The 17634-nt window shown below is 57.4% G+C and carries 14 protein-coding genes and 1 pseudogene; 3 read left to right on the top strand and 12 right to left on the bottom strand.

Going from position 1 to position 17634, the window contains the following annotated elements; all coding sequences use genetic code 11:
* Both Q3H59_RS22620 and Q3H59_RS22615 read right to left on the bottom strand, forming a co-directional pair.
* A pseudogene (locus Q3H59_RS22620) lies at positions 1-1211 on the bottom strand (SfnB family sulfur acquisition oxidoreductase).
* A gap of 387 nt (positions 1212-1598) precedes the next feature.
* Positions 1599-3029 (bottom strand): hypothetical protein, encoded by a 1431-nt coding sequence (locus Q3H59_RS22615; RefSeq protein ID WP_309837404.1) that lies wholly within the window; start codon positions 3027-3029, stop codon positions 1599-1601.
* A 276-nt stretch (positions 3030-3305) separates the two neighbouring features.
* Between Q3H59_RS22615 and Q3H59_RS22610 the strand changes: the two genes are divergently transcribed.
* Together Q3H59_RS22610 and Q3H59_RS22605 are read left to right on the top strand one after the other, a co-directional pair.
* On the top strand, positions 3306-4700 hold the full coding sequence (locus Q3H59_RS22610) for an amidase (RefSeq protein WP_309837402.1): 1395 nt from the start codon (positions 3306-3308) through the stop codon (positions 4698-4700).
* Positions 4701-4818: 118 nt separating this feature from the next.
* Entirely contained in the window at positions 4819-5766 is a 948-nt protein-coding gene (locus tag Q3H59_RS22605; protein ID WP_192413196.1) for a helix-turn-helix domain-containing protein, read from the top strand.
* Here the strand turns inward: Q3H59_RS22605 and Q3H59_RS22600 are convergent.
* The 7 genes from Q3H59_RS22600 to Q3H59_RS22570 form a co-directional block, all read right to left on the bottom strand.
* On the bottom strand, positions 5755-6333 hold the full coding sequence (locus tag Q3H59_RS22600; protein WP_309837400.1) for an ANTAR domain-containing protein: 579 nt from the start codon (positions 6331-6333) through the stop codon (positions 5755-5757). The genes Q3H59_RS22605 and Q3H59_RS22600 overlap by 12 nt on opposite strands.
* A gap of 155 nt (positions 6334-6488) precedes the next feature.
* A complete protein-coding gene (locus Q3H59_RS22595) occupies positions 6489-7193 on the bottom strand; it encodes an ABC transporter ATP-binding protein (RefSeq protein ID WP_309837398.1) in 705 nt (234 codons plus the stop codon).
* Positions 7186-7917 (bottom strand): ATP-binding cassette domain-containing protein, encoded by a 732-nt coding sequence (locus Q3H59_RS22590; RefSeq protein WP_309837397.1) that lies wholly within the window; start codon positions 7915-7917, stop codon positions 7186-7188. Before Q3H59_RS22590 ends, Q3H59_RS22595 begins: the two co-directional genes overlap by 8 nt.
* Complete coding sequence (locus Q3H59_RS22585) at positions 7914-8942, bottom strand: branched-chain amino acid ABC transporter permease (protein ID WP_309837395.1); 1029 nt, start codon at positions 8940-8942, stop codon at positions 7914-7916. The genes Q3H59_RS22590 and Q3H59_RS22585 overlap by 4 nt, the downstream gene beginning before the upstream one ends.
* Positions 8942-9811 carry an ABC transporter permease subunit gene (locus Q3H59_RS22580; protein ID WP_309837393.1) on the bottom strand — a complete coding sequence of 290 codons (870 nt, stop codon included), beginning with the start codon at positions 9809-9811 and terminating at the stop codon, positions 8942-8944. Before Q3H59_RS22580 ends, Q3H59_RS22585 begins: the two co-directional genes overlap by 1 nt.
* A gap of 11 nt (positions 9812-9822) precedes the next feature.
* A complete protein-coding gene (locus tag Q3H59_RS22575) occupies positions 9823-11064 on the bottom strand; it encodes an ABC transporter substrate-binding protein (RefSeq protein WP_110866760.1) in 1242 nt (413 codons plus the stop codon).
* Positions 11065-11355: 291 nt separating this feature from the next.
* Positions 11356-12468, bottom strand: a complete 1113-nt coding sequence (locus Q3H59_RS22570; RefSeq protein WP_309837390.1) for a lactonase family protein — start codon at positions 12466-12468, stop codon at positions 11356-11358.
* A 388-nt stretch (positions 12469-12856) separates the two neighbouring features.
* Between Q3H59_RS22570 and Q3H59_RS22565 the strand changes: the two genes are divergently transcribed.
* Positions 12857-13495: a LysE family translocator gene (locus Q3H59_RS22565; RefSeq protein WP_101761716.1), complete on the top strand. Its 639-nt coding sequence runs from the start codon at positions 12857-12859 to the stop codon at positions 13493-13495.
* Positions 13496-13531: 36 nt separating this feature from the next.
* Here the strand turns inward: Q3H59_RS22565 and Q3H59_RS22560 are convergent, their stop codons facing one another.
* Genes Q3H59_RS22560 through Q3H59_RS22550 form a run of 3 tightly spaced genes read right to left on the bottom strand, consistent with a single transcriptional unit; the run spans position 13532 to position 17627 of the window.
* Complete coding sequence (locus tag Q3H59_RS22560) at positions 13532-14332, bottom strand: inositol monophosphatase family protein (protein WP_192413486.1); 801 nt, start codon at positions 14330-14332, stop codon at positions 13532-13534.
* A 14-nt stretch (positions 14333-14346) separates the two neighbouring features.
* Positions 14347-15408 (bottom strand): ABC transporter ATP-binding protein, encoded by a 1062-nt coding sequence (locus Q3H59_RS22555; RefSeq protein WP_061719127.1) that lies wholly within the window; start codon positions 15406-15408, stop codon positions 14347-14349.
* On the bottom strand, positions 15405-17627 hold the full coding sequence (locus Q3H59_RS22550) for an iron ABC transporter permease (RefSeq protein ID WP_309837384.1): 2223 nt from the start codon (positions 17625-17627) through the stop codon (positions 15405-15407). Before Q3H59_RS22550 ends, Q3H59_RS22555 begins: the two co-directional genes overlap by 4 nt.
* Positions 17628-17634: the final 7 nt, after the last annotated feature.

Raw genomic sequence — 17634 nt, 5'->3', positions numbered from 1 at the left:
TTAAATCCACGCATGACGCGCAGGCAGCGCATCATTGAGGTAATAGTTGCCGATGGCATGAGTTTTCCAGCGCACCGGATCGTGCAACGTGTGGGTACGCGCATTGCGCCAGTGACGATCGAGACCGTGGCGCAGCAAGGTGCCGCGACTGCCGCCCCATTCCAGCAGCTTCTCACTGGCACGCAGCGCCACTTCGGTGGTCAGCACTTTGGCTTCCGCTACCGCAATCGATGCGCGTGCGCAGTTTTCAGCCGTCAGCGCTTGTTGATCGATGCTATCGAGTATCCGGGCAGCACGAGCCAGCAGCGCGTTGGCGGCGCTCAGTTCAGTGCTGATGCGGCCCACGTCGGCGAGGATGTAGGGATCGTCAGCATTGCGGCTGACATTGGCATCCACCCAAGGTCGCGAGCTGCTGCGCACAAACTCCAGCGCCTCATCCAGCGCGCCTTGCGCAATGCCCGCATCAATCGCCGCCTGAATCAGCTGAGAAACTGCGCCGCGCAGCGTCGGTTTTTCAGCGGGAGGCAACGACATCAATAACTCGGGATCAACCACAACCTGATGCAACTTCACCGTGCCGCTGGCGGTAGTGCGCTGGCCAATACCGGACCAGTCATCCACAATTTCCACGCCCGGCGTCGGCAGCGGAATAAAGGCCATTTTCGGCTGCTGATCGTGCATCGCGGTGGTGACCAGAATGTCGGCGAACAGCGCGCCGGTAGAGTAGAACTTCTCGCCGGTGAGCTGCACGCCGTGTGACGTTGTCACTAGTTGCGCCTGTACGTCTTGCGTATGTTTGGTGTTTTTCTCCGGGGGGGTCCGCCGTTGCCCAGACGTTTGCCCTGCACCACCGCGCTCAGCAGCCGCTGCTGTTGCGCGGCAGAACCTTCGCCAAGGATGAACTGGATCAGACCAAAGTGGTTTTGCGGGATTTGCCCCAGCGACGGATCGCTGGCGGAGATCAGACGAAACACTTCGGCCATGGTCTGGTAAGACAAACCCGCACCACCCAATTCGCGCGGCACGCTGATGCTGCCAAGTCCCAACGCGCTGAACTGGTTGAGCAGCGCGATGGGGTAAATGCGCTGCTGGTCGCGCTCGACTGCGCCGCCTTTCGCCTGCCCGGCCAAATGGCGTGCGGCGGCGATGGCTTCTTCATCGCTGTTTAATACCGCTGCGCGGTTAATAATCTCGTCACTGTTTTGCGTCATAGCTGATTTCACTTTTACTGCACAGCGAAGTGTAAGCCTGCACTGAAAAACTCAGCAGGCCGTGGAATGAATAACGGATTGAAAGCGATGATAATCAGCGGGGTTAAAGCAAGTAAATAGCGCGGTTATGCTATATCCGGCAATGCGTTGCCATTATTAAGCTATGGATTTATTTAAGCACAACAACAGGCTAGCGGCGGCGCTGCGGGCAATTAGCGAGTATAGAAAAGCGGCGAGTAATTCTTAAGATCAAATAACGCTAAGAAAAGTTTAATTCCGCAAATAATGTAGCGGCGCGATTTATCGCGCGTTGATGTTTAACTTTCAAAAACGCGCGATAAATCGCGCCGCTACGGATGGTGCGGAATTTAAAAGCGGCGCGAAATATTAATTATTTAATTGCGCATCAAACTGCGCGGCAGTGAAACTGCGGGTGGATTCGCTTTTCACACTATGCGGAATCTGCACGCTATCGATCAACTTCGCCAGCTGATAGCTTTTCACCGTCTCATTTTGCGTTAGCTGCTGCGCATAATTCGCGGTCAAATCCCCTTTCTTATTCTGCGTCACCGAGGTCTGGCTGCGCTCTTCATCATCGATCAAATGATACTTATAGTTTTGCGACGACTTCTGTTCGGTCAGCTTCGCCGCTGAGACAGAATCCAGCGCGGTGTGGAAGCTGGCCTTGAGTTTAAACAGCGTTTTCTGGGTCAAATCCTGGGTATCACCATGCGTTTGCGTAGCGGTTTTTTGCGCCACATTCAGGGAGAAGGTGTCTTGCTCTTCCGGCTTATACGGATTACCGGAAACCGGCGTCTGCTGGTAGCTCGCCGAGAAGTCCGCCAGTCCGCTGATTGCGCCGTTCTTCGCCGCATTGGCATCAATCGACTTCACACGCTGCGTATTGATGCTTTCAGCCGCTTTGCCTTCGGTGGTATTGAGCGCGCGGAAGCTATCTTTAAACAGCGTCAGCATATCGCTATCGCCGTGACCGCGCGAAGCGGCCTGATCAAATTTGCTGCTCCACTGATCCAGCGCCGCTGCCTGCTGTGCCGCGCTGCCCGCCTGCGTCAGTTTCGAAACATCGGTATCGAGTTTGATGCTGACATCGCCGTTGTGGAAGCCGAGCCAGCGCGCCTGATCGTCGGCATGCAAATTCAGCGACTGCGTGACGTTATTGCCATTACGCAGATCGGTCTTCAAATCGACGCTTTTCAACACTGAAGTGTCGAACTTCATCAGATCGCTGATATCGAGTTTGGTAGTGCTGCCATCCAGGCCATCCAGCGCCTTCTGCAAACCGGCGGATAGCTGACCCATCGCCGCCGCTTCAACGTTGCTGAGCTGGCCGCCGCTGGTTTTCAGCTCCACCACCATGCCGCCCTGTTGACGCGTCATCTGCAAACTCACCTGCACACCAGATTGGGTAGTGATGGTCAGCGCCAGCGCACTTTGGCTGCTGCTCCGCGCACCGTTTACCGCTTCCGTCGCTGGCACGCTTAAGGTTACATCGCCGCGATGGCTGGCCAGATTACTCAATAAGGTGCTGCCGAGACCGTTCATGCCGACGCCGCTGGCATGCGCGGCACCGTTGAGCTGCGCCTGCAAGCTGCTGGTGACATTGACGGAACTCTTGACCTGCGCGGGCTCGATTTTGTAGATCGCGGCGATGGCATCACTCGCCTCGCTGAAGGTGACTTTGGTCGACGCTTCCGCCGTCAGGGCGTTTTGCGCGGATTTGTTGTTCACCGCCGGCGTCACCACCGCATTCGATGCGATTAAATTTCTCAGTACGCTGCTGCCAATCCCATTTAGCATGAAAATAATCCTCGTTGTGTACTATTCCTGAGAGTTATCGGCGAAATGTTCAGCGGCTTTAATGGTTTTTGCCCTCACCCTAACCCTCTCCCATAAACGGGAGAGGGAACCAATTGTGCACCGTCTGCTCTCTCTCCCGCCTGCAGAAGAGGGCTGGGGTGAGGGAAATGTATTGGCAGTTCTGACATAACATCTGTCCGCCTAAACACAGCCGTACTTTGCGCAGTGACTTAGGTTATTCATCAACACATCTCTCACTCACGAGGTAAGGTCACGATGAATAACCTGCATTACAAAAGCTTGCTGGAAATTGGCCGCTTGATTCAGTCGGGCGAAATCTCTTCGGTAGACGTCACGCAAACCCTGCTGACGCGCATTGATACGCTCGATCGCGACTTACACAGCTACTTCTACGTGATGCGCGACAGTGCACTGCAACAGGCGGCTGAAGCCGATGCTGAAATAGCCCAAGGCAAAATGCGCGGTCCACTGCACGGCGTGCCAATCGCACTGAAAGATCTGATCTGGACCAAAGACGCGCCCACCAGCCACGGCATGATCATCCACAAAGATCGTTACCCTTCAGAAGACTCCACCGTGGTGGAGCGCTTCCGCGCGGCGGGTGCGGTGATTCTCGGCAAGCTGACGCAAACCGAAAGCGCCTTCGCCGATCACCATCCCGACATTACCCGGCCCAATAATCCGTGGGGCAGCGCGCTGTGGACCGGCGTCTCCTCCAGCGGATCCGGCGTCGCCACCGCCGCAGGGTTATGCTTCGGCTCAATTGGCACCGATACCGGCGGATCGATTCGTTTTCCCTCCAACGCCAACGGCCTGACCGGCATTAAACCGACGTGGGGCCGCGTCACGCGTCACGGTGCCTGTGAACTGGCGGCATCACTGGATCATATCGGCCCGATGGCACGTAACGTCGCCGATGCCGCCGCCATGTTGCAGGCGATTGCCGGTCGCGATGATAAAGATTCCACCTCCAGCAGCGAGCCGGTGCCCGATTATCTGGCGCTGATGACGCGCGGCATCAGCAAGATGCGTATCGGTGTTGATAAAAGCTGGGCGCTGGAGAAAGTCGACGAGGAGACGCGTGCTGCGCTGCAATCGGCGATCGCCACCTTGAGTTCGCTCGGCGCGACGCTGGTAGATGTCACCTTGCCCGATACCGAAAAAGCCGCCGCCGAGTGGAGCGCACTTTGCGCCGTGGAAACCGCGCTGGCGCATGAAGAGACCTATCCGGCGCAGAAAGATCACTACGGTCCGGGCCTCGCTGGTCTGCTGGATCTCGGTCTTAGCATCACCGCGCTGGAGTATCAACGTTTGCTACTTAGCCGTGCGGCGCTGCGCGGCGATATCTCCGCGCTCTTTACCCAGGTTGATCTGATTCTGGCACCGGCTACCGCGTATGCCGGATTAACCTGGGACACCATGACCCGTTTTGGTACCGATCAGGCACTGTTTAACGGCGTGCTGCGCTATACCAGTGCATTCGATGCCAGCGGTCATCCCACCATCACCCTGCCGTGCGGCAAAACCGCAGGCGGCGCGCCGATTGGCTTCCAATTGGTGGCAGCACATTTCGCCGAAACCACCATGATTCAGGGCGCGTGGGCCTTCCAGCAGGTCACCGACTGGCATAATCAGCATCCTGCGTTATAAATCTGCGTTGTTTGCCGCCCCGATAGCTTCGGGGCGGTCATTTCACCCGCTCATGGCCTGAAACTTGCTTCAACTTCCTGACTTCCGCCCTTTTTCGCCATGTTTAGGGGATGCTGATATGAAAGAGCTTTTCACCACCGACGATCTCGATAACCGTCATCGCTTCGATGCCTGGCGTGATGCGGTGTGCTCGCGTCTGATCAACGCCCAAGCGCGACAGATGCATTCAGGCACTTTTTCCGGCAGCTTTGCCTATTCGACGCTCGGTCACATGGATATTGCCAATCACGTATCGCATACCGCGCTGATGTGGCAACGCACAGCAGAATGCATCCGCCGCCATCCTAATCACGATTTCTATCTGGGCTACGTCTGCGCCGGCAGCGGCACGCTGCGGCAGAATGGCCATCAATCACGCGTCAGCGCCGGCGATGTGGTGATTTACGATGCTGCCACGCCGTTTGATTTTGCGATGGAAAAGGTGGCGATCAATATCGTGCATCTGCCACGTCACATCATGGAGAAGGAAGCGCCTGCCACCGCCAAACTGGCAGGCAAAACGCTGGATCTCACGCGCCCCGGCATGGCATCGCTCAAGCTGCTGCTGCAGGAAGCGTTCGTGTTTAATCCCGACCGCGAGAACCCGTTTCTGGCAGAGCAGTTTGCCAACACGCTGCTGAATATGATTTCGGTGAGCGTCAATTTGCAGCACAGCGAAGAGGCGCTGAAGCCGGATCTTTACTCACGCGTAGTGAGTTTTCTGCGTCACAACCTGCAGGAGCCAGAGTTGTCGGTGGCGCAGATCGCCAATGCGCATCACGTCTCGCCGCGCACCATCAGCCGGGTGTTTGCCGCGCACGGCACCACGCCGATGAACTTTCTCTGGCAGGAGCGTTTACAGGCGTGTCATCGCATTCTCGCCGAAGGCAAAGCGCGCAATATCACCCAGGTGGCGTTGGATCACGGCTTTAGCGATATGTCGCACTTCAGCCTGGCGTTCCGCAAAACCTTTGGTTATACGCCCAGCAGCCTGTTACGGCAGCCGGACGCGCCGCTACTTTTGTAGCGTGGTGATCACGCGCTCGGCGGTGTATTCCATGCTGCTGCGCGTGTTCATCGCTTCACTGCGCATCAAGCGGTACGCCCCCGATTCATCCAGCCCGAAGGTTTGCATCAGCACGCTTTTGGCCTGCGCCAGTCGCTCACTACGCGCTTGACGCGCCTGCTGTACCGCACGCAACCGCTGCTGGTGACGCACGGTCTTTAGCGTGCCAATCATTTGCACAATCAAGGCAAACGGATTGAGTTCACGCGCAGCGATGGCATTCGGCTGGAGTTGCAGCAGTAGCGGAAACAGCCGCGCGTTGTAGCTATCCGCCAGCGCGATGATGGGAATATCCCTTTCGCGCGCGCTGATAAACAGCGAGGTTAACAGTGGCTGCTGATGCATATCGATCGCCACCAGCAGCAGCTGCGTATCCGTGGAGAGTGACGCGGCAGGCGGCCAGCTGTGCTGCGCGTGACAGCCCAGCTGCGTCAGCGAGACGCAAAACGCGCGCACGCTCTGTGAATCAGGATGGAAAATATGCAGCCGGACACCAGAAAGCGTTGCCAGTAATGATTGTTCAGTCATGGTTCACCCTATGCGCATCCCGAATGAGGAAAGCTCACAGTAAGCGAGCGGATGGGTTAACGCTGTGCTGATGCTGCCGGGTGCTGTGTCAGGGCGGACAAGGATGAGGAACGGTTTTGTAGGGTGCGCATTCATGCGCACCTTTTAAATGATGCTCAAACATGAAACCCCAAAAACGGCTCCGCCACGCTGGCGCTCGACTGGGTTTTCGGATCGATCCTCTGCACAATCTGCCCCTTTTCGATCACATGAATCTGGTCAGAGAGCGCGTATAGAAACTCGATATCCTGCTCCACCAGAATGATCGAAATATCCATCTCATGCCGCAGCCGTCGTAATGTCTCGATAATCTCCTCGCAGATATTCGGTTGAATCCCTTCCGTTGGCTCATCCAGCAGCACCAGCTGCGGCTGGCCGCACAGGCAGCGCGCCAGCGCCAATAGCTGCTGCTCGCCGCCTGATAGCGCACCGCCGGGCTGCGCCAGCAGGCGTTTCAGGCGCGGAAAATACGCCAGCATCTGCTCGATAATCTCTCCGGCGCGGGAAAAATGTTTCACGCAGCCCATGCGCAGATTTTCCTCAACCGTCAGCTGCGGGAAAATCTGTCGGCCTTGCGGCACAAAACCGATGCCCGCCACCGCCCGCTGGTGCGCCTGATAACGGGTAATATCGATGCCGTTCAACGCGATCTGGCCTTGCCAGGCCGGCAGTTCGCCCATAATGGTGCGCAGCAGCGTGGTTTTGCCCATGCCGTTGCGGCCCAGCACGCCGGTAAACGACTTCGCGCCGACAAACAGCTCGGATAAGTTCAGCACCGGAATCTTGTTGTAACCCGAGACCATCTCTTTAATTTCAAGCATGTTTTATCTCCAGATTGCCGAGATACGCCTCTTTCACCCGCGGATTTTGCGTCACCTCGCGGAAGCTGCCTTCCGCCAGCACCGCGCCCTGGTTAAACACCGTCACCTGCTGCGCAATCATGCTGATGAACTCCATGTCATGTTCCACCACCACCACCGTGCTCTGCTGATTAATCGCCTTGATCAGCTGCGCGGTTTTGCGCACTTCCTGATGCGTCATACCCGCCGCCGGTTCATCCAGCAGCACCAGCTGCGGTTTGGAGATCAGGATCATCCCCAGCTCCACCCACTGCCGCTGACCATGCGCCAGTTCCGAGAGCACCGCATGTTGCAGATCGACCAGACCGATATCCTCCAGCACCTGTTCTATCGCCGCCGACAGCGCCGCTTTCGCCAGCTTATTCGCCGCCGCCTGCCACAGATTTTCCCGCACGCTTAAGCCTTCGAACACGCTCGGCACCTGAGTTTTAATGCCAATCCCCAACCGCGCGATTTCCCATGGCCGTTTGCCGGAGATCACCTGTTCGCGATAGCGACACTCGCCGCGCGTCGGCGTGACCTGGCCGCTCAGCATCTTGAAGAAAGTGCTTTTGCCTGCGCCATTCGGGCCGATCAGGCAGCGCAACTCACCTTCACGTAGGGTGAAATCCACCTCTTTCACCGCATGCACGCCGCCAAAACTGACGCCCATTTTGCGGGTTTCCAGTAACACATTGGCCGTCATGGTTTCACCTCACTGACCTGCGCGCGGCTGGCAGGCGCGGCGGGACGCTTGCGCCGCCACAGACGCTGCAACGTTGGCAGAATGCCGCCCGGAATCAGCAACACAAACACCGCCAGAATCACGCCGAGCACTAAGTTGACATCCACGGTTTGCTGCGCGCCCAGCCGCGTCACCATCCACTGCAACAACACGCAGCTGATCACCGGACCCAGCAGCGTGCCGCGGCCACCGACAATCACCCAGATGATGATCTGCGCCGACTGGCTGATGCTAAACACGCCGGGACTGACAAAGGCGCCCCAGTTGACGTACAAACAGCCAGCCAGTCCGGCAATGGCCGCGCCGATGGCGAAGGTTGCCAATTTATGCGCCGGCACGTTGTAGCCGAGCAATCCGGCGCGCTGCTCGTTCTCACGGATCGCCACCACGGTTTTGCCAAAACGGCTCAGCAGCACGAACTTCAGCAAGGCGTAGCACAGCGCCAGACATCCGGCGGTGACCATAAAGATCGCCTCGGGCGATAAAATCGCATCCGGCTTGAACGGCAGGTTAAGCGTCGGCACCGAAGGAATGCCGTTAAAGCCGCCCAGCAACGCCTCGCCGATGTGGTATTCGCTGCCGGAGGTGGAATTGACCCAGTTAAACAGCACCAGACTCACCGCCAGCGTGATGGCGCCGAGATAGACATCGCTGACGCCGCCATAAAAAATCACATAGCCGAGCAACAGCGAGAACAACGTTGGCAGCAGCACCGCCATCACCACCGCCCAGGTCGAATCGCCCCAGTTGATAGCGCAAATCGCATAGGTGTAGGCCCCTAAACCGAAAAATGCCGCCTGACCAAAGCACAGGATGCCGCCGTAACCCCAGATGAACGCCAGGCTGAGCGACAACAAACCCATCACCAGAAACACCGTCAGCGACAGCAAGGTGTAGAGCTCAATCGCGCCTGACAGCCACAGCGCCACCAGCACCATCGCCAGTGAGGTGATGACAATCTGGATCTTTTCCGAGAACAGTTTCATTACAGCGATCTCCTGAAGAAGCGTCCGGTGATGCCCTGCGGCAGCAAGCGCAGCAGCACAATGGCGCTCAGCAATAGCGCTACGGCACCGAACACCGGCGTGGAGAAGTACGTCACCAGTTGCGAAATGGTGCCGAATAACGTCGAGGCGGAGAGCGTTCCGGCGATGATGGCGCTGCCACCGCCAATCACCGTGATAAAGGCTTTGGCGATAAAGCTGACGCCAATGGTCGGGATCACGCCGGTAATCGGCGCTAACAGCGCGCCGCCTAAACCCGACAGCGCTGCGCCCAGGCCAAACGTCAGGCTGTAGATTTTGCCCGGATTGCTGCCGAGCGCCGCCGCCATACGCGCATTCTGCATGGTGGCACGCGCGCACAAACCTAAAGTGGTGAAGCGCAACAGCAACCACAGCGCGCCGAGCAAGCCGATCGCAAACACAATCATGAACAGCGAATAACCGCTGGTGCTGTAGCTGCCGATGCTGACGCTGGGCAGCGGTGAACTGATGCCCAGCGTAGTATTGCCGAATAGCATGGTGGCGGCACCAATCAGTGCCAGACTCAGCCCCCATGTCGCCAGCATGGTGTCGATCATCCGCCCGTACAGATGACGGATAATTACGCGCTCGATTACCGCGCCAAACACCCCCACAGTGAGCGGCGCAATCACCAGCATCGAGATCCAGATCGGCACGCCCCACTGATTGGTGGCGAGAATGGCGCTGTAGCCGCCCAGCATCATGAATTCGCCGTGCGCCATATTGACGATTTTCATCATGCCGAACACCACCGCCAGCCCGACGCTCATGATCATCAGCACGGCGATGGCATTGAGCACTTCAATGGCGTAGATAATGAACAGATCCATAGCGGCTCCTGTCACAGCTCAATTTGATACTGTTTGGTATCGCGCGGGTTTTTCTTCAGATCGCACACCATCGCGGTATCCACCGGCGCTTGATCGGTGAAGGTTTGCAGAATTTTCATCTGATGGTTTTCCACTTCGGCGATATGCACATCCAGCGAACAGTGATGCGTCGCCGGATCGACGCTCAGCTTGCCGCTCGGCGAGGTCAGCGTGACGCCGGACTCCAGCGCCTCGATCACCTTCATGCGATCGATATCGCCCGCTTTGCGCACCCCTTCCGCCCAGATCAACATGCCCTGATAAGCGCCCATCGCCAGGTCGCTGATGTAGGGCGTATTGGCGCCGTAGCGCGCATGGAATCGCTCAACGAAAGCTTTGTTTTCCGGCGAAGGGATTTCCTGCATATAGTTGGCGGCAACCAGAATGCCGTTGCTCTCTTCCGGCGACAGAATGATATGTTCATTGCCGCCGCCAAACACCGTGGAGGCAATCGGGATCTTGCCGCTCATACCAGCCGCATGCCACTGGCGATAGAAGGAGATGTGCGCGCCACCGACCAGCGCTGACCACACCATGTCGGGTTTGGCGCTCTGGATTTTAGAGATCGCCGCACCAAAATCGGTAACATCCAGCGGGAAGAATTCAACCGTTACCACTTCACCGCCATTATCGTGCACCGACTTTTTCACCCACGCCGAGACGATTTGGCCGTAGTTATAATCCGCCGCCAGCACGTAGACTTTTTTGCCCCACTTCTTCACCGCGTAAGGCACCAGCTTTTCCACGGTTTGTGCCGGCGTAGAACCGGATGAGAAGTAATTGCGATCGCACACGCCGCCTTCATATTGCGCCGGATAAAAATAGAGTGAACGGAAACGATCCAATACCGGACGAATAACCTCACGCGAGGCCGAGGTAATACCGCCATGCACCACCGCCACTTTATCTTTCAGCGCCGCCTGCTGCGCATATTGCGCATAAAGCTGCATATTGGATTGCGCATCGTAATTAATCACCTGCAACGGTCGACCTAATAAACCACCCGCCGCGTTGATCTCTTCTGCCGCCAGATTAATGGCGTTCGACATCGGCTTACCGTAAATATCGAGCCCGCCGGATAAGTCGAGAATACTGGCGATTTTGATGGCGTCTTTGCTGTCGGCGGCGAAAGAGAATTGAGGCGCAACGCCTGCAGCCAAGCCTAATGCCGAAACGGCTGAACCTTGGATAAATGAACGACGACTAATAGCCATAGCAACCTCTTGAAAAGAGAAGGATCAAACAGGAGTGTTTCCGGGAGGCCGGAGAGAATAAAAGCGATCTACAGACGGCGCTGTCTGCATTGACAAGAGGGTTGCCACATCGTTGGGGCGTTATTTTGTATGAAGCAAGAAGTGGGCCAAATTAATTAGGCTCTGCACATTCACATAGCGGCGCGATTCATTGCGCGATAAATCGCGCCGCTACGACAACGTGCGCACTGTTAAATGGCAATTAGCACCAATTAGGTGCGAGGTCGCCATTCATGGCGACCTCAATAAAACTCAGTTAAAAAACTTAATATCCGTCGGCGTGGCAATCTTCGCCACTTCACCCGCGGCTTTCAGCACACCGCTCTGTTCATCGAAATGGAACAGGGTGATGTTATTGGTAAACACGTTCGCCACATAAAGGTATTTGCCGCTGGCATCAAAGGCGAAAGCGCGCGGTTCAATGCCATCCGCTTTATAGCGCACCGGCGATCCCAGTGAACCATCCTGCTCAATGCGGAACACCACTAAGCTGTTATCCGATCCGCGATTAGCGGCAATCACAAACTTGCCGTTCGCGCTGAGGATAATGCCGCCGCCGCTGCGGTACTCGGCGCTGCTGTTTTCCGTATTCAGTTTGACGCTGGATTGCTGCTGCAGACGATCGTTCTGCACCGCAAACACCACCACTTCACCGGCCATTTCGGTAATGACATAGGCGTGTTTACCATCTGGTGAAAACACCATGTGGCGCGGGCCAGAACCGGCCGGGAAGGCGACATCGCGCGAGGTATCCGCTTGCAGCGGCTGAGCATTGCCGGCGTGATAGGCATAAGCGTGCAGTTTATCGCCGCCGAGATCTGCAGCGTAAAGGTATTTGCCATCATGAGTGAAGGTGGTGGAGTGCGCATGCCCGCTATCCTGACGATCTTTCACTGCCCCGCTGCCGCTGGCGAACGGGAAATTCTGTACCTGCTCGCCGAGCGAACCGTCGTGATGAATCGGGAATACCGCCACGCTGGCACCGCCTTTAGCCACCGAGTAGTTGGCGACAAACAGGAATTTCCCGTCCGGGCTAATGGTGGCATGCGTCGGCTGCTGGCCGTGGCTATCCACCGCGTTAATCACGCGCACCTTGCCGCCGTGATCAATCGCCAGCGCAGTGACGGCACCGGCGTTTTCTTCGTTAGTGGTGTAGGCAAAACGTCCATCGTGCGATTTCACAATCCACGATGGGCTTTTCATTTTGATGAAATCGAGCGGCGTCAGCGTGCCGTCGCTATTGACCTTCAAACGGTATAAGCCTTCGCTGGGATGACCTGGATTTTGCACTAACGGCGCATCCGGGATGCTGGTCCATGTGCCCACTAAAGCCGTTTGGTTGTGATGTTCCGCTGCAGTTGCCATTGCACTTCCCGCTAATGTGAAAACAGCTAGCGATAATGCCACGCTTAGACGTGACGCCATACCGCCAGACACCGTTTTATTGTGATTTTTCATTGTGGTACCCACCATAATCGGAATGTTCTTTATAAAAATCGTTCGCAGAGTTGGATTTTTTATTGTGATTGCGGCCAATGCTGCAGGCCGCATAACGACTATAGTGGGATTGCTTTGATTCGCGGCGAACAGGCGTGATCGTGTTCACATTATCGGGGATTTATCCGCCGGCAGAGCACGATTACCTCCAAACGTGGCAGCCGGAATAGCACAAATGCGTAATTCTTATTATTACTGCGTTTTCCTGCATGCTTTAATACAGCCCTATTAACATGCCAGGGATGCTGACGTTGCTATGCTGCAGTTTTCAAATGGTTTTCTGCTGAGTTTGTCGTTATGCCTTGATATTGGTCTCGCCAATATCGCCATGATCACGCTGGCGATGCAGCGCGGCTATTTTCACGGTTTCTGGTTGGGGATTGGCACCTGCATTGGTGACTTAATCTATGCGGTGCTGGCGCTGGCGGGCATGGCGATTGTGTTGCAGTTCACCGCCGTGCGCTGGGTATTGTGGATTGGCGGCGGTGTGATGCTGCTGTGGTTTGCCGGGAAAATGCTGTATGCGGCGTTGCAAAAGCAGGCTGCACTGCCGGAAACCGAACAACAGCCCTATCGATCGCTGCTGCGCGAGTTCAGTCGTGGCGTGATGCTGGCGATGTCATCGCCGACCGCGATTTTGTGGTTTGCCAGCGTCGGCGGTGCGTTGATTTCCCGCATGGGACACGGCAGCGCGGCGGCAACCTCATCGTTTCTTGGCGGCTTCTTTATTGCGGGCGTAGTGTGGACCTGCGTGCTGTGCCTGGTGGGGAGCATGGGCGGCAAGCTGCTGGGGCAGCGTTTATTGAAGTATTCCTATCTTGCTTCGGCGTTAATTTTTGTTTATTTCGCCATCTATGTGATTTGGTCGGGTTACCGGGAATTTATTCTGGTTTGATAGAAGGTCGCCATTCAATGGCGACCGCAACCAACATCACAACCCGGCAATCCGCTTCAAATCCGCTTCCGCACCTGGCGCAACCGCCAATACCTGTGCGCCTTTCAACAATCGTTCACCTTCGGTGTTGAACGGGTGATACCAGCCGCCCGCTTCTTTCACCAGGCAATAACCGGCCAGGCAATCCCACGCATGCATATAGGGTTCGTAATAACCGACCACGCGCCCAGCCGCGACCCACGCCAGCATCAATGCGCCGGACCCAATGCGGATAAAATTCCCACCCGCCGCCAGCAGCGATGCGAGGATTTTTCCTACTTCATCCGGGCTGACGTGGCTGTTGGCACCAAAACCGGTGACGTGGTTTTGCAGCGTGCGCGACGCATCCACCTGCAAGCGCTTGCCGTTGAGCGTGGCACCCTGACCAAGAGCGGCAACGTAACACTCCTGATAAGTGGGCGCGAAAATCACGCCAATCACCGGCACGCCGTCATGCAGCACCGCCACGGACACGCACCAGTTCGGCATGCCGTTAAGGAACGGGCTGGTGCCGTCGATCGGATCGACCACCCACGTATAACCCGATGAACCTTCCTGCAATCCGTACTCTTCGCCGAGGAAACCGTCGTCGGCAAACTGCGCGCGAATTTGCTGGTCGATCATCTGCTCCACTTCGCGGTCAGCGCGCGACACCACATCCTGCAAATCGTATTTGGTCTCCACCACCAAGGTTTCACGCTGATGGAAATACTCCAGCGCCTTCGCGCCGCCGGCGCGTGCCACCTTCTCCGCCAGAATCAGGCGCGATAACAGCGGGTCATTGTCTAATTCACTCATCATCCATCCTTACATTAACCGGCAATCAGGGCCAAACCCTGAGGTTTAAAATCAATCGCGACGTTTGAGGCCAGCGGCAACTGCTGCTCCATCTCGGCATCGACAATAAACAGTGAACCCAATTCGGTGGCGACTTCATATTCGATATGGTCGCCGAGCCACGTGCTGTGCGTCACTTCGCCGCGCAGTGCACCTGCGCCTTCTCCGCGCAGAGTGATGAATTGCGGTCGCACCGACAGCTGTGCTGCGCCGGTTTTCAGGCCGTTGCCGCGCACGCGATAGCGCTGGCTGCCGAGTCGCACCAGCGCTTCGCTGCCATCAAGCTGCTCCACTTCGCATGGCAGAATGTTAGCTTCGCCCATAAAGTCGGCGATAAACACCGAGTTCGGCGCGTGATAAAGACTTTCCGGCGCGCCCTGCTGTGCAATATCCCCCTCTTTCATGACAATAATCTTATCGGAGACCGCCAGCGCCTCTTCCTGATCGTGCGTGACGTACACCGCGGTGAAGCCGAGTCGCTGTTGCAGATCGCGGATATCGGTGCGCACCCGGCGACGCAAACGCTCATCGAGATTCGAGAGCGGTTCATCCAGCAGCAGCACCTGCGGCTCCAGCACCAGAGCGCGCGCCACGGCAATGCGCTGTTGCTGCCCGCCGGAGAGCTCAGATGGCAATCGCTGGCCCTGATGTTCGAGGCCCACCAGCTTCAACCCTTCGCGCGCGCGGTCCTGCGCTTCACGCTTATTCATGCCCGACGACTGCAAGCCATACATGATGTTGTCGAGCGCGCTCATGTGCGGGAACAGTGCGTAAGACTGAAACACCATCGCCACGTCGCGCTCGTTGGCGGGCAAGTTGGTGACATCTTTGCCGCCAATCAAAATGCGCCCGGCGCTGGGATGCTCGAGCCCGGCCAGCAGGCGCAGCGTGGTGGTTTTGCCGCAGCCGGATGGACCCAGCAGCGTTACCAGCGTGCCGGGCTCCACCGTCAGCGAGAGATCGGGAATGGCATCAAATCCGGCAAAGCGTTTCGAGACGTGTTCAAACACCACAGATCCAGCGGTTACGCGTGTCATACGGCTCTCTCCTGCGTTAATGAGGTTGTTGCGGGCGGCACCGCAATATCGACCGGACGGGCCACGCGGCGCAGACGCCGTTCGCCCACCAGCCACTGGAACATGCCGATGATCAGCAGCATCACCACAATCAAGACGGTTGAGTAAGCAATCGCCACACCGTATTCGCCGTTTTCCACCAGCCCGACGATGTAAGAGGTTGCCATGTTGTATTGCGCGCTCACGAGGAAGATCACCGCACTGATTGAGGTAATGGCACGCACGAAGGCGTAGACCAGCGCGGCGCTGATGGCGGGTTTAAGCAGCGGCAGTACCACTTTGCGCAGCGTGCGGAAGCTGTTGGCCCCGAGCGTTAATGACGCTTCATCCAGACTTTTATCCAGCTGGCTCATCGCCGCGATGCCGCCGCGCACGCCGACCGGCATGTTGCGGAACACAAAGCAGGCTACAAGGATCATCGCGGTACCGGTGATCTCCAGCGGCGGCAGGTTATAGGCCATCACATAACTCACGCCGATCACCGTGCCGGGAATGGCGAAGCTCAGCATCAGCAGGAACTCGAAGGTCTGACGACCGGCAAACTTCTGTCGCACAATTAGCCATGCGGTGAGCAGGCCGACAATCGCCGTCAGCGGCGCGGCAATTAGCGCGATCTCCAGCGTGGTCCAGAACGAGTTCCACGCCACGCCGCTCCACAGCAGATGCCCGTCGCTGAAGCTGACGCCGAAGGCACGCACGTAATGCTCGATGGTCAGCGCATCATTCAATCCCCACGACTGCACAAAGCCGCCGACCACAATCATGCCGTAGATCACCAGCGTGAACAGGCCCCAGGGAATCACCATGCCGTACACGCCAAAGCGCAGCACGCGCGGCAGCTGCACATGTTTGCCGCCGTCGCCTTTGCCGGTGACGGTGGCGAAGTTTTTACCGCCAAGCCACCAGCGCTGCAGCACAAAGGCCGTCAGCGTGAAGCACAGCAGAATCATCGCCAGCACCGCCGCACGACTTGGATCGTTCTGCGCGCCAACTACCGAGAAGAAGATCTCCGTGGAGAGCACGCCGTGACTGCCGCCAAGCACCATCGGATTACCGAAATCGGCCATGCTTTCAATAAAGCTAATCAGGAAAGCGTTGGCTAAACCCGGCGCCATCAGCGGCAGCGAAACGCGCGTAAAGGTGCGCCAGCGATTGGCACGCAGCGTCTGTGATGCCTCTTCCAGCGACGGACTAACACCTTCCACCACGCCAATCAGCACCAAAAATGCGATCGGCGTAAATGACAGCACCTGCGCGATCCAGATGCCGGTTAAGCCATACAGCCAGCGGCCCGGTTCGATGCCAAACAGCGCCGCCAGATGTTCGGTTACCACGCCGGAGCGACCAAACAGCAGGATCAGCGCCAGACCAATGACAAACGGCGGCGTGATGATCGGCAGAATGGTCAGCATGCGCAGCGCTTTCTTACACGGCAGCGGCGTGCGCGTGGCGGCTAAGGCAAACGCCAAACCGAGCAGCGTTGATCCGGCGGCAGTCATCAGCGCCAGCCACAACGTGCGCCATGCGGTGCCGCAGGTGCCGCCCGACAAACAGGACAAGCTCCAGATCGACGGATCCTGAATGTTGCTGATCAAGCCATCCGGTTTGAAGCTGCCGTCTACGTCCTGCACCGACACCACAAACATGCTCAGCACCGGATAGAGCACAAAGATGCTCACCAGCGCGGTGAGCAGCACCAGCGACGCCATCACAAAGGCGTCGCCTTTCATCACGCCGCGTTCAGCCAGCGCGAAGGAGAACAGCAGCAGGAAAGTGGTCAGCAACAGCAGCGCACCTGCGCCCATCGCCGGCTGGCCCGATGCGAGCGTGCCGAAGCGGTTTTCCAGCCACAGCCAGCTCCAGCCGCTGTAGCCAATTGCGTGACCTTCGATGATGAGGAACAGCACGCCAAGTGCGCTGAACAGCAGCAGCAAACGGCTGCGCGCCGCGCCCGGCAGGAGGCCGCAGCCAGCGCACAGCACAAACAGCGCGATGGCGATGATGAGCCACGGATGTTCGCCCACTTGCCACAACGCAGGCGCGTTGGCGCTATCGCTCCACAGGCTGGTTAACCAGCCGCGGCTGAAGAAACCGGCTTCCAGGCTGAACCACGGCAGCAGCAGTAACGCCACTGCGCCGATGAGCAGCGCGCCTGTCAGACGACGATTATTTGCATTCATCCAATCC

The organism is Pantoea sp. SORGH_AS_0659 (assembly GCF_031453915.1).
Lineage (GTDB): Bacteria > Pseudomonadota > Gammaproteobacteria > Enterobacterales > Enterobacteriaceae > Pantoea > Pantoea leporis.
The sequence above is the reverse complement of the archived record's forward strand: the minus strand, read 5'-3'. Positions and strand labels throughout refer to the sequence as shown.

What these genes read in the sequence shown, in the direction of transcription:
- Q3H59_RS22615 (WP_309837404.1), bottom strand. Translation starts at nt 3,029, where the DNA reads ATGCTAAATGGGATTGGCAGCAGCGTACTGAGAAATTTAATCGCATCG.
- Q3H59_RS22610 (WP_309837402.1), top strand. Translation starts at nt 3,306, where the DNA reads ATGAATAACCTGCATTACAAAAGCTTGCTGGAAATTGGCCGCTTGATT.
- Q3H59_RS22605 (WP_192413196.1), top strand. Translation starts at nt 4,819, where the DNA reads ATGAAAGAGCTTTTCACCACCGACGATCTCGATAACCGTCATCGCTTC.
- Q3H59_RS22600 (WP_309837400.1), bottom strand. Translation starts at nt 6,333, where the DNA reads ATGACTGAACAATCATTACTGGCAACGCTTTCTGGTGTCCGGCTGCAT.
- Q3H59_RS22595 (WP_309837398.1), bottom strand. Translation starts at nt 7,193, where the DNA reads ATGCTTGAAATTAAAGAGATGGTCTCGGGTTACAACAAGATTCCGGTG.
- Q3H59_RS22590 (WP_309837397.1), bottom strand. Translation starts at nt 7,917, where the DNA reads ATGACGGCCAATGTGTTACTGGAAACCCGCAAAATGGGCGTCAGTTTT.
- Q3H59_RS22585 (WP_309837395.1), bottom strand. Translation starts at nt 8,942, where the DNA reads ATGAAACTGTTCTCGGAAAAGATCCAGATTGTCATCACCTCACTGGCG.
- Q3H59_RS22580 (WP_309837393.1), bottom strand. Translation starts at nt 9,811, where the DNA reads ATGGATCTGTTCATTATCTACGCCATTGAAGTGCTCAATGCCATCGCC.
- Q3H59_RS22575 (WP_110866760.1), bottom strand. Translation starts at nt 11,064, where the DNA reads ATGGCTATTAGTCGTCGTTCATTTATCCAAGGTTCAGCCGTTTCGGCA.
- Q3H59_RS22570 (WP_309837390.1), bottom strand. Translation starts at nt 12,468, where the DNA reads ATGGCAACTGCAGCGGAACATCACAACCAAACGGCTTTAGTGGGCACA.
- Q3H59_RS22565 (WP_101761716.1), top strand. Translation starts at nt 12,857, where the DNA reads ATGCTGCAGTTTTCAAATGGTTTTCTGCTGAGTTTGTCGTTATGCCTT.
- Q3H59_RS22560 (WP_192413486.1), bottom strand. Translation starts at nt 14,332, where the DNA reads ATGAGTGAATTAGACAATGACCCGCTGTTATCGCGCCTGATTCTGGCG.
- Q3H59_RS22555 (WP_061719127.1), bottom strand. Translation starts at nt 15,408, where the DNA reads ATGACACGCGTAACCGCTGGATCTGTGGTGTTTGAACACGTCTCGAAA.
- Q3H59_RS22550 (WP_309837384.1), bottom strand. Translation starts at nt 17,627, where the DNA reads ATGAATGCAAATAATCGTCGTCTGACAGGCGCGCTGCTCATCGGCGCA.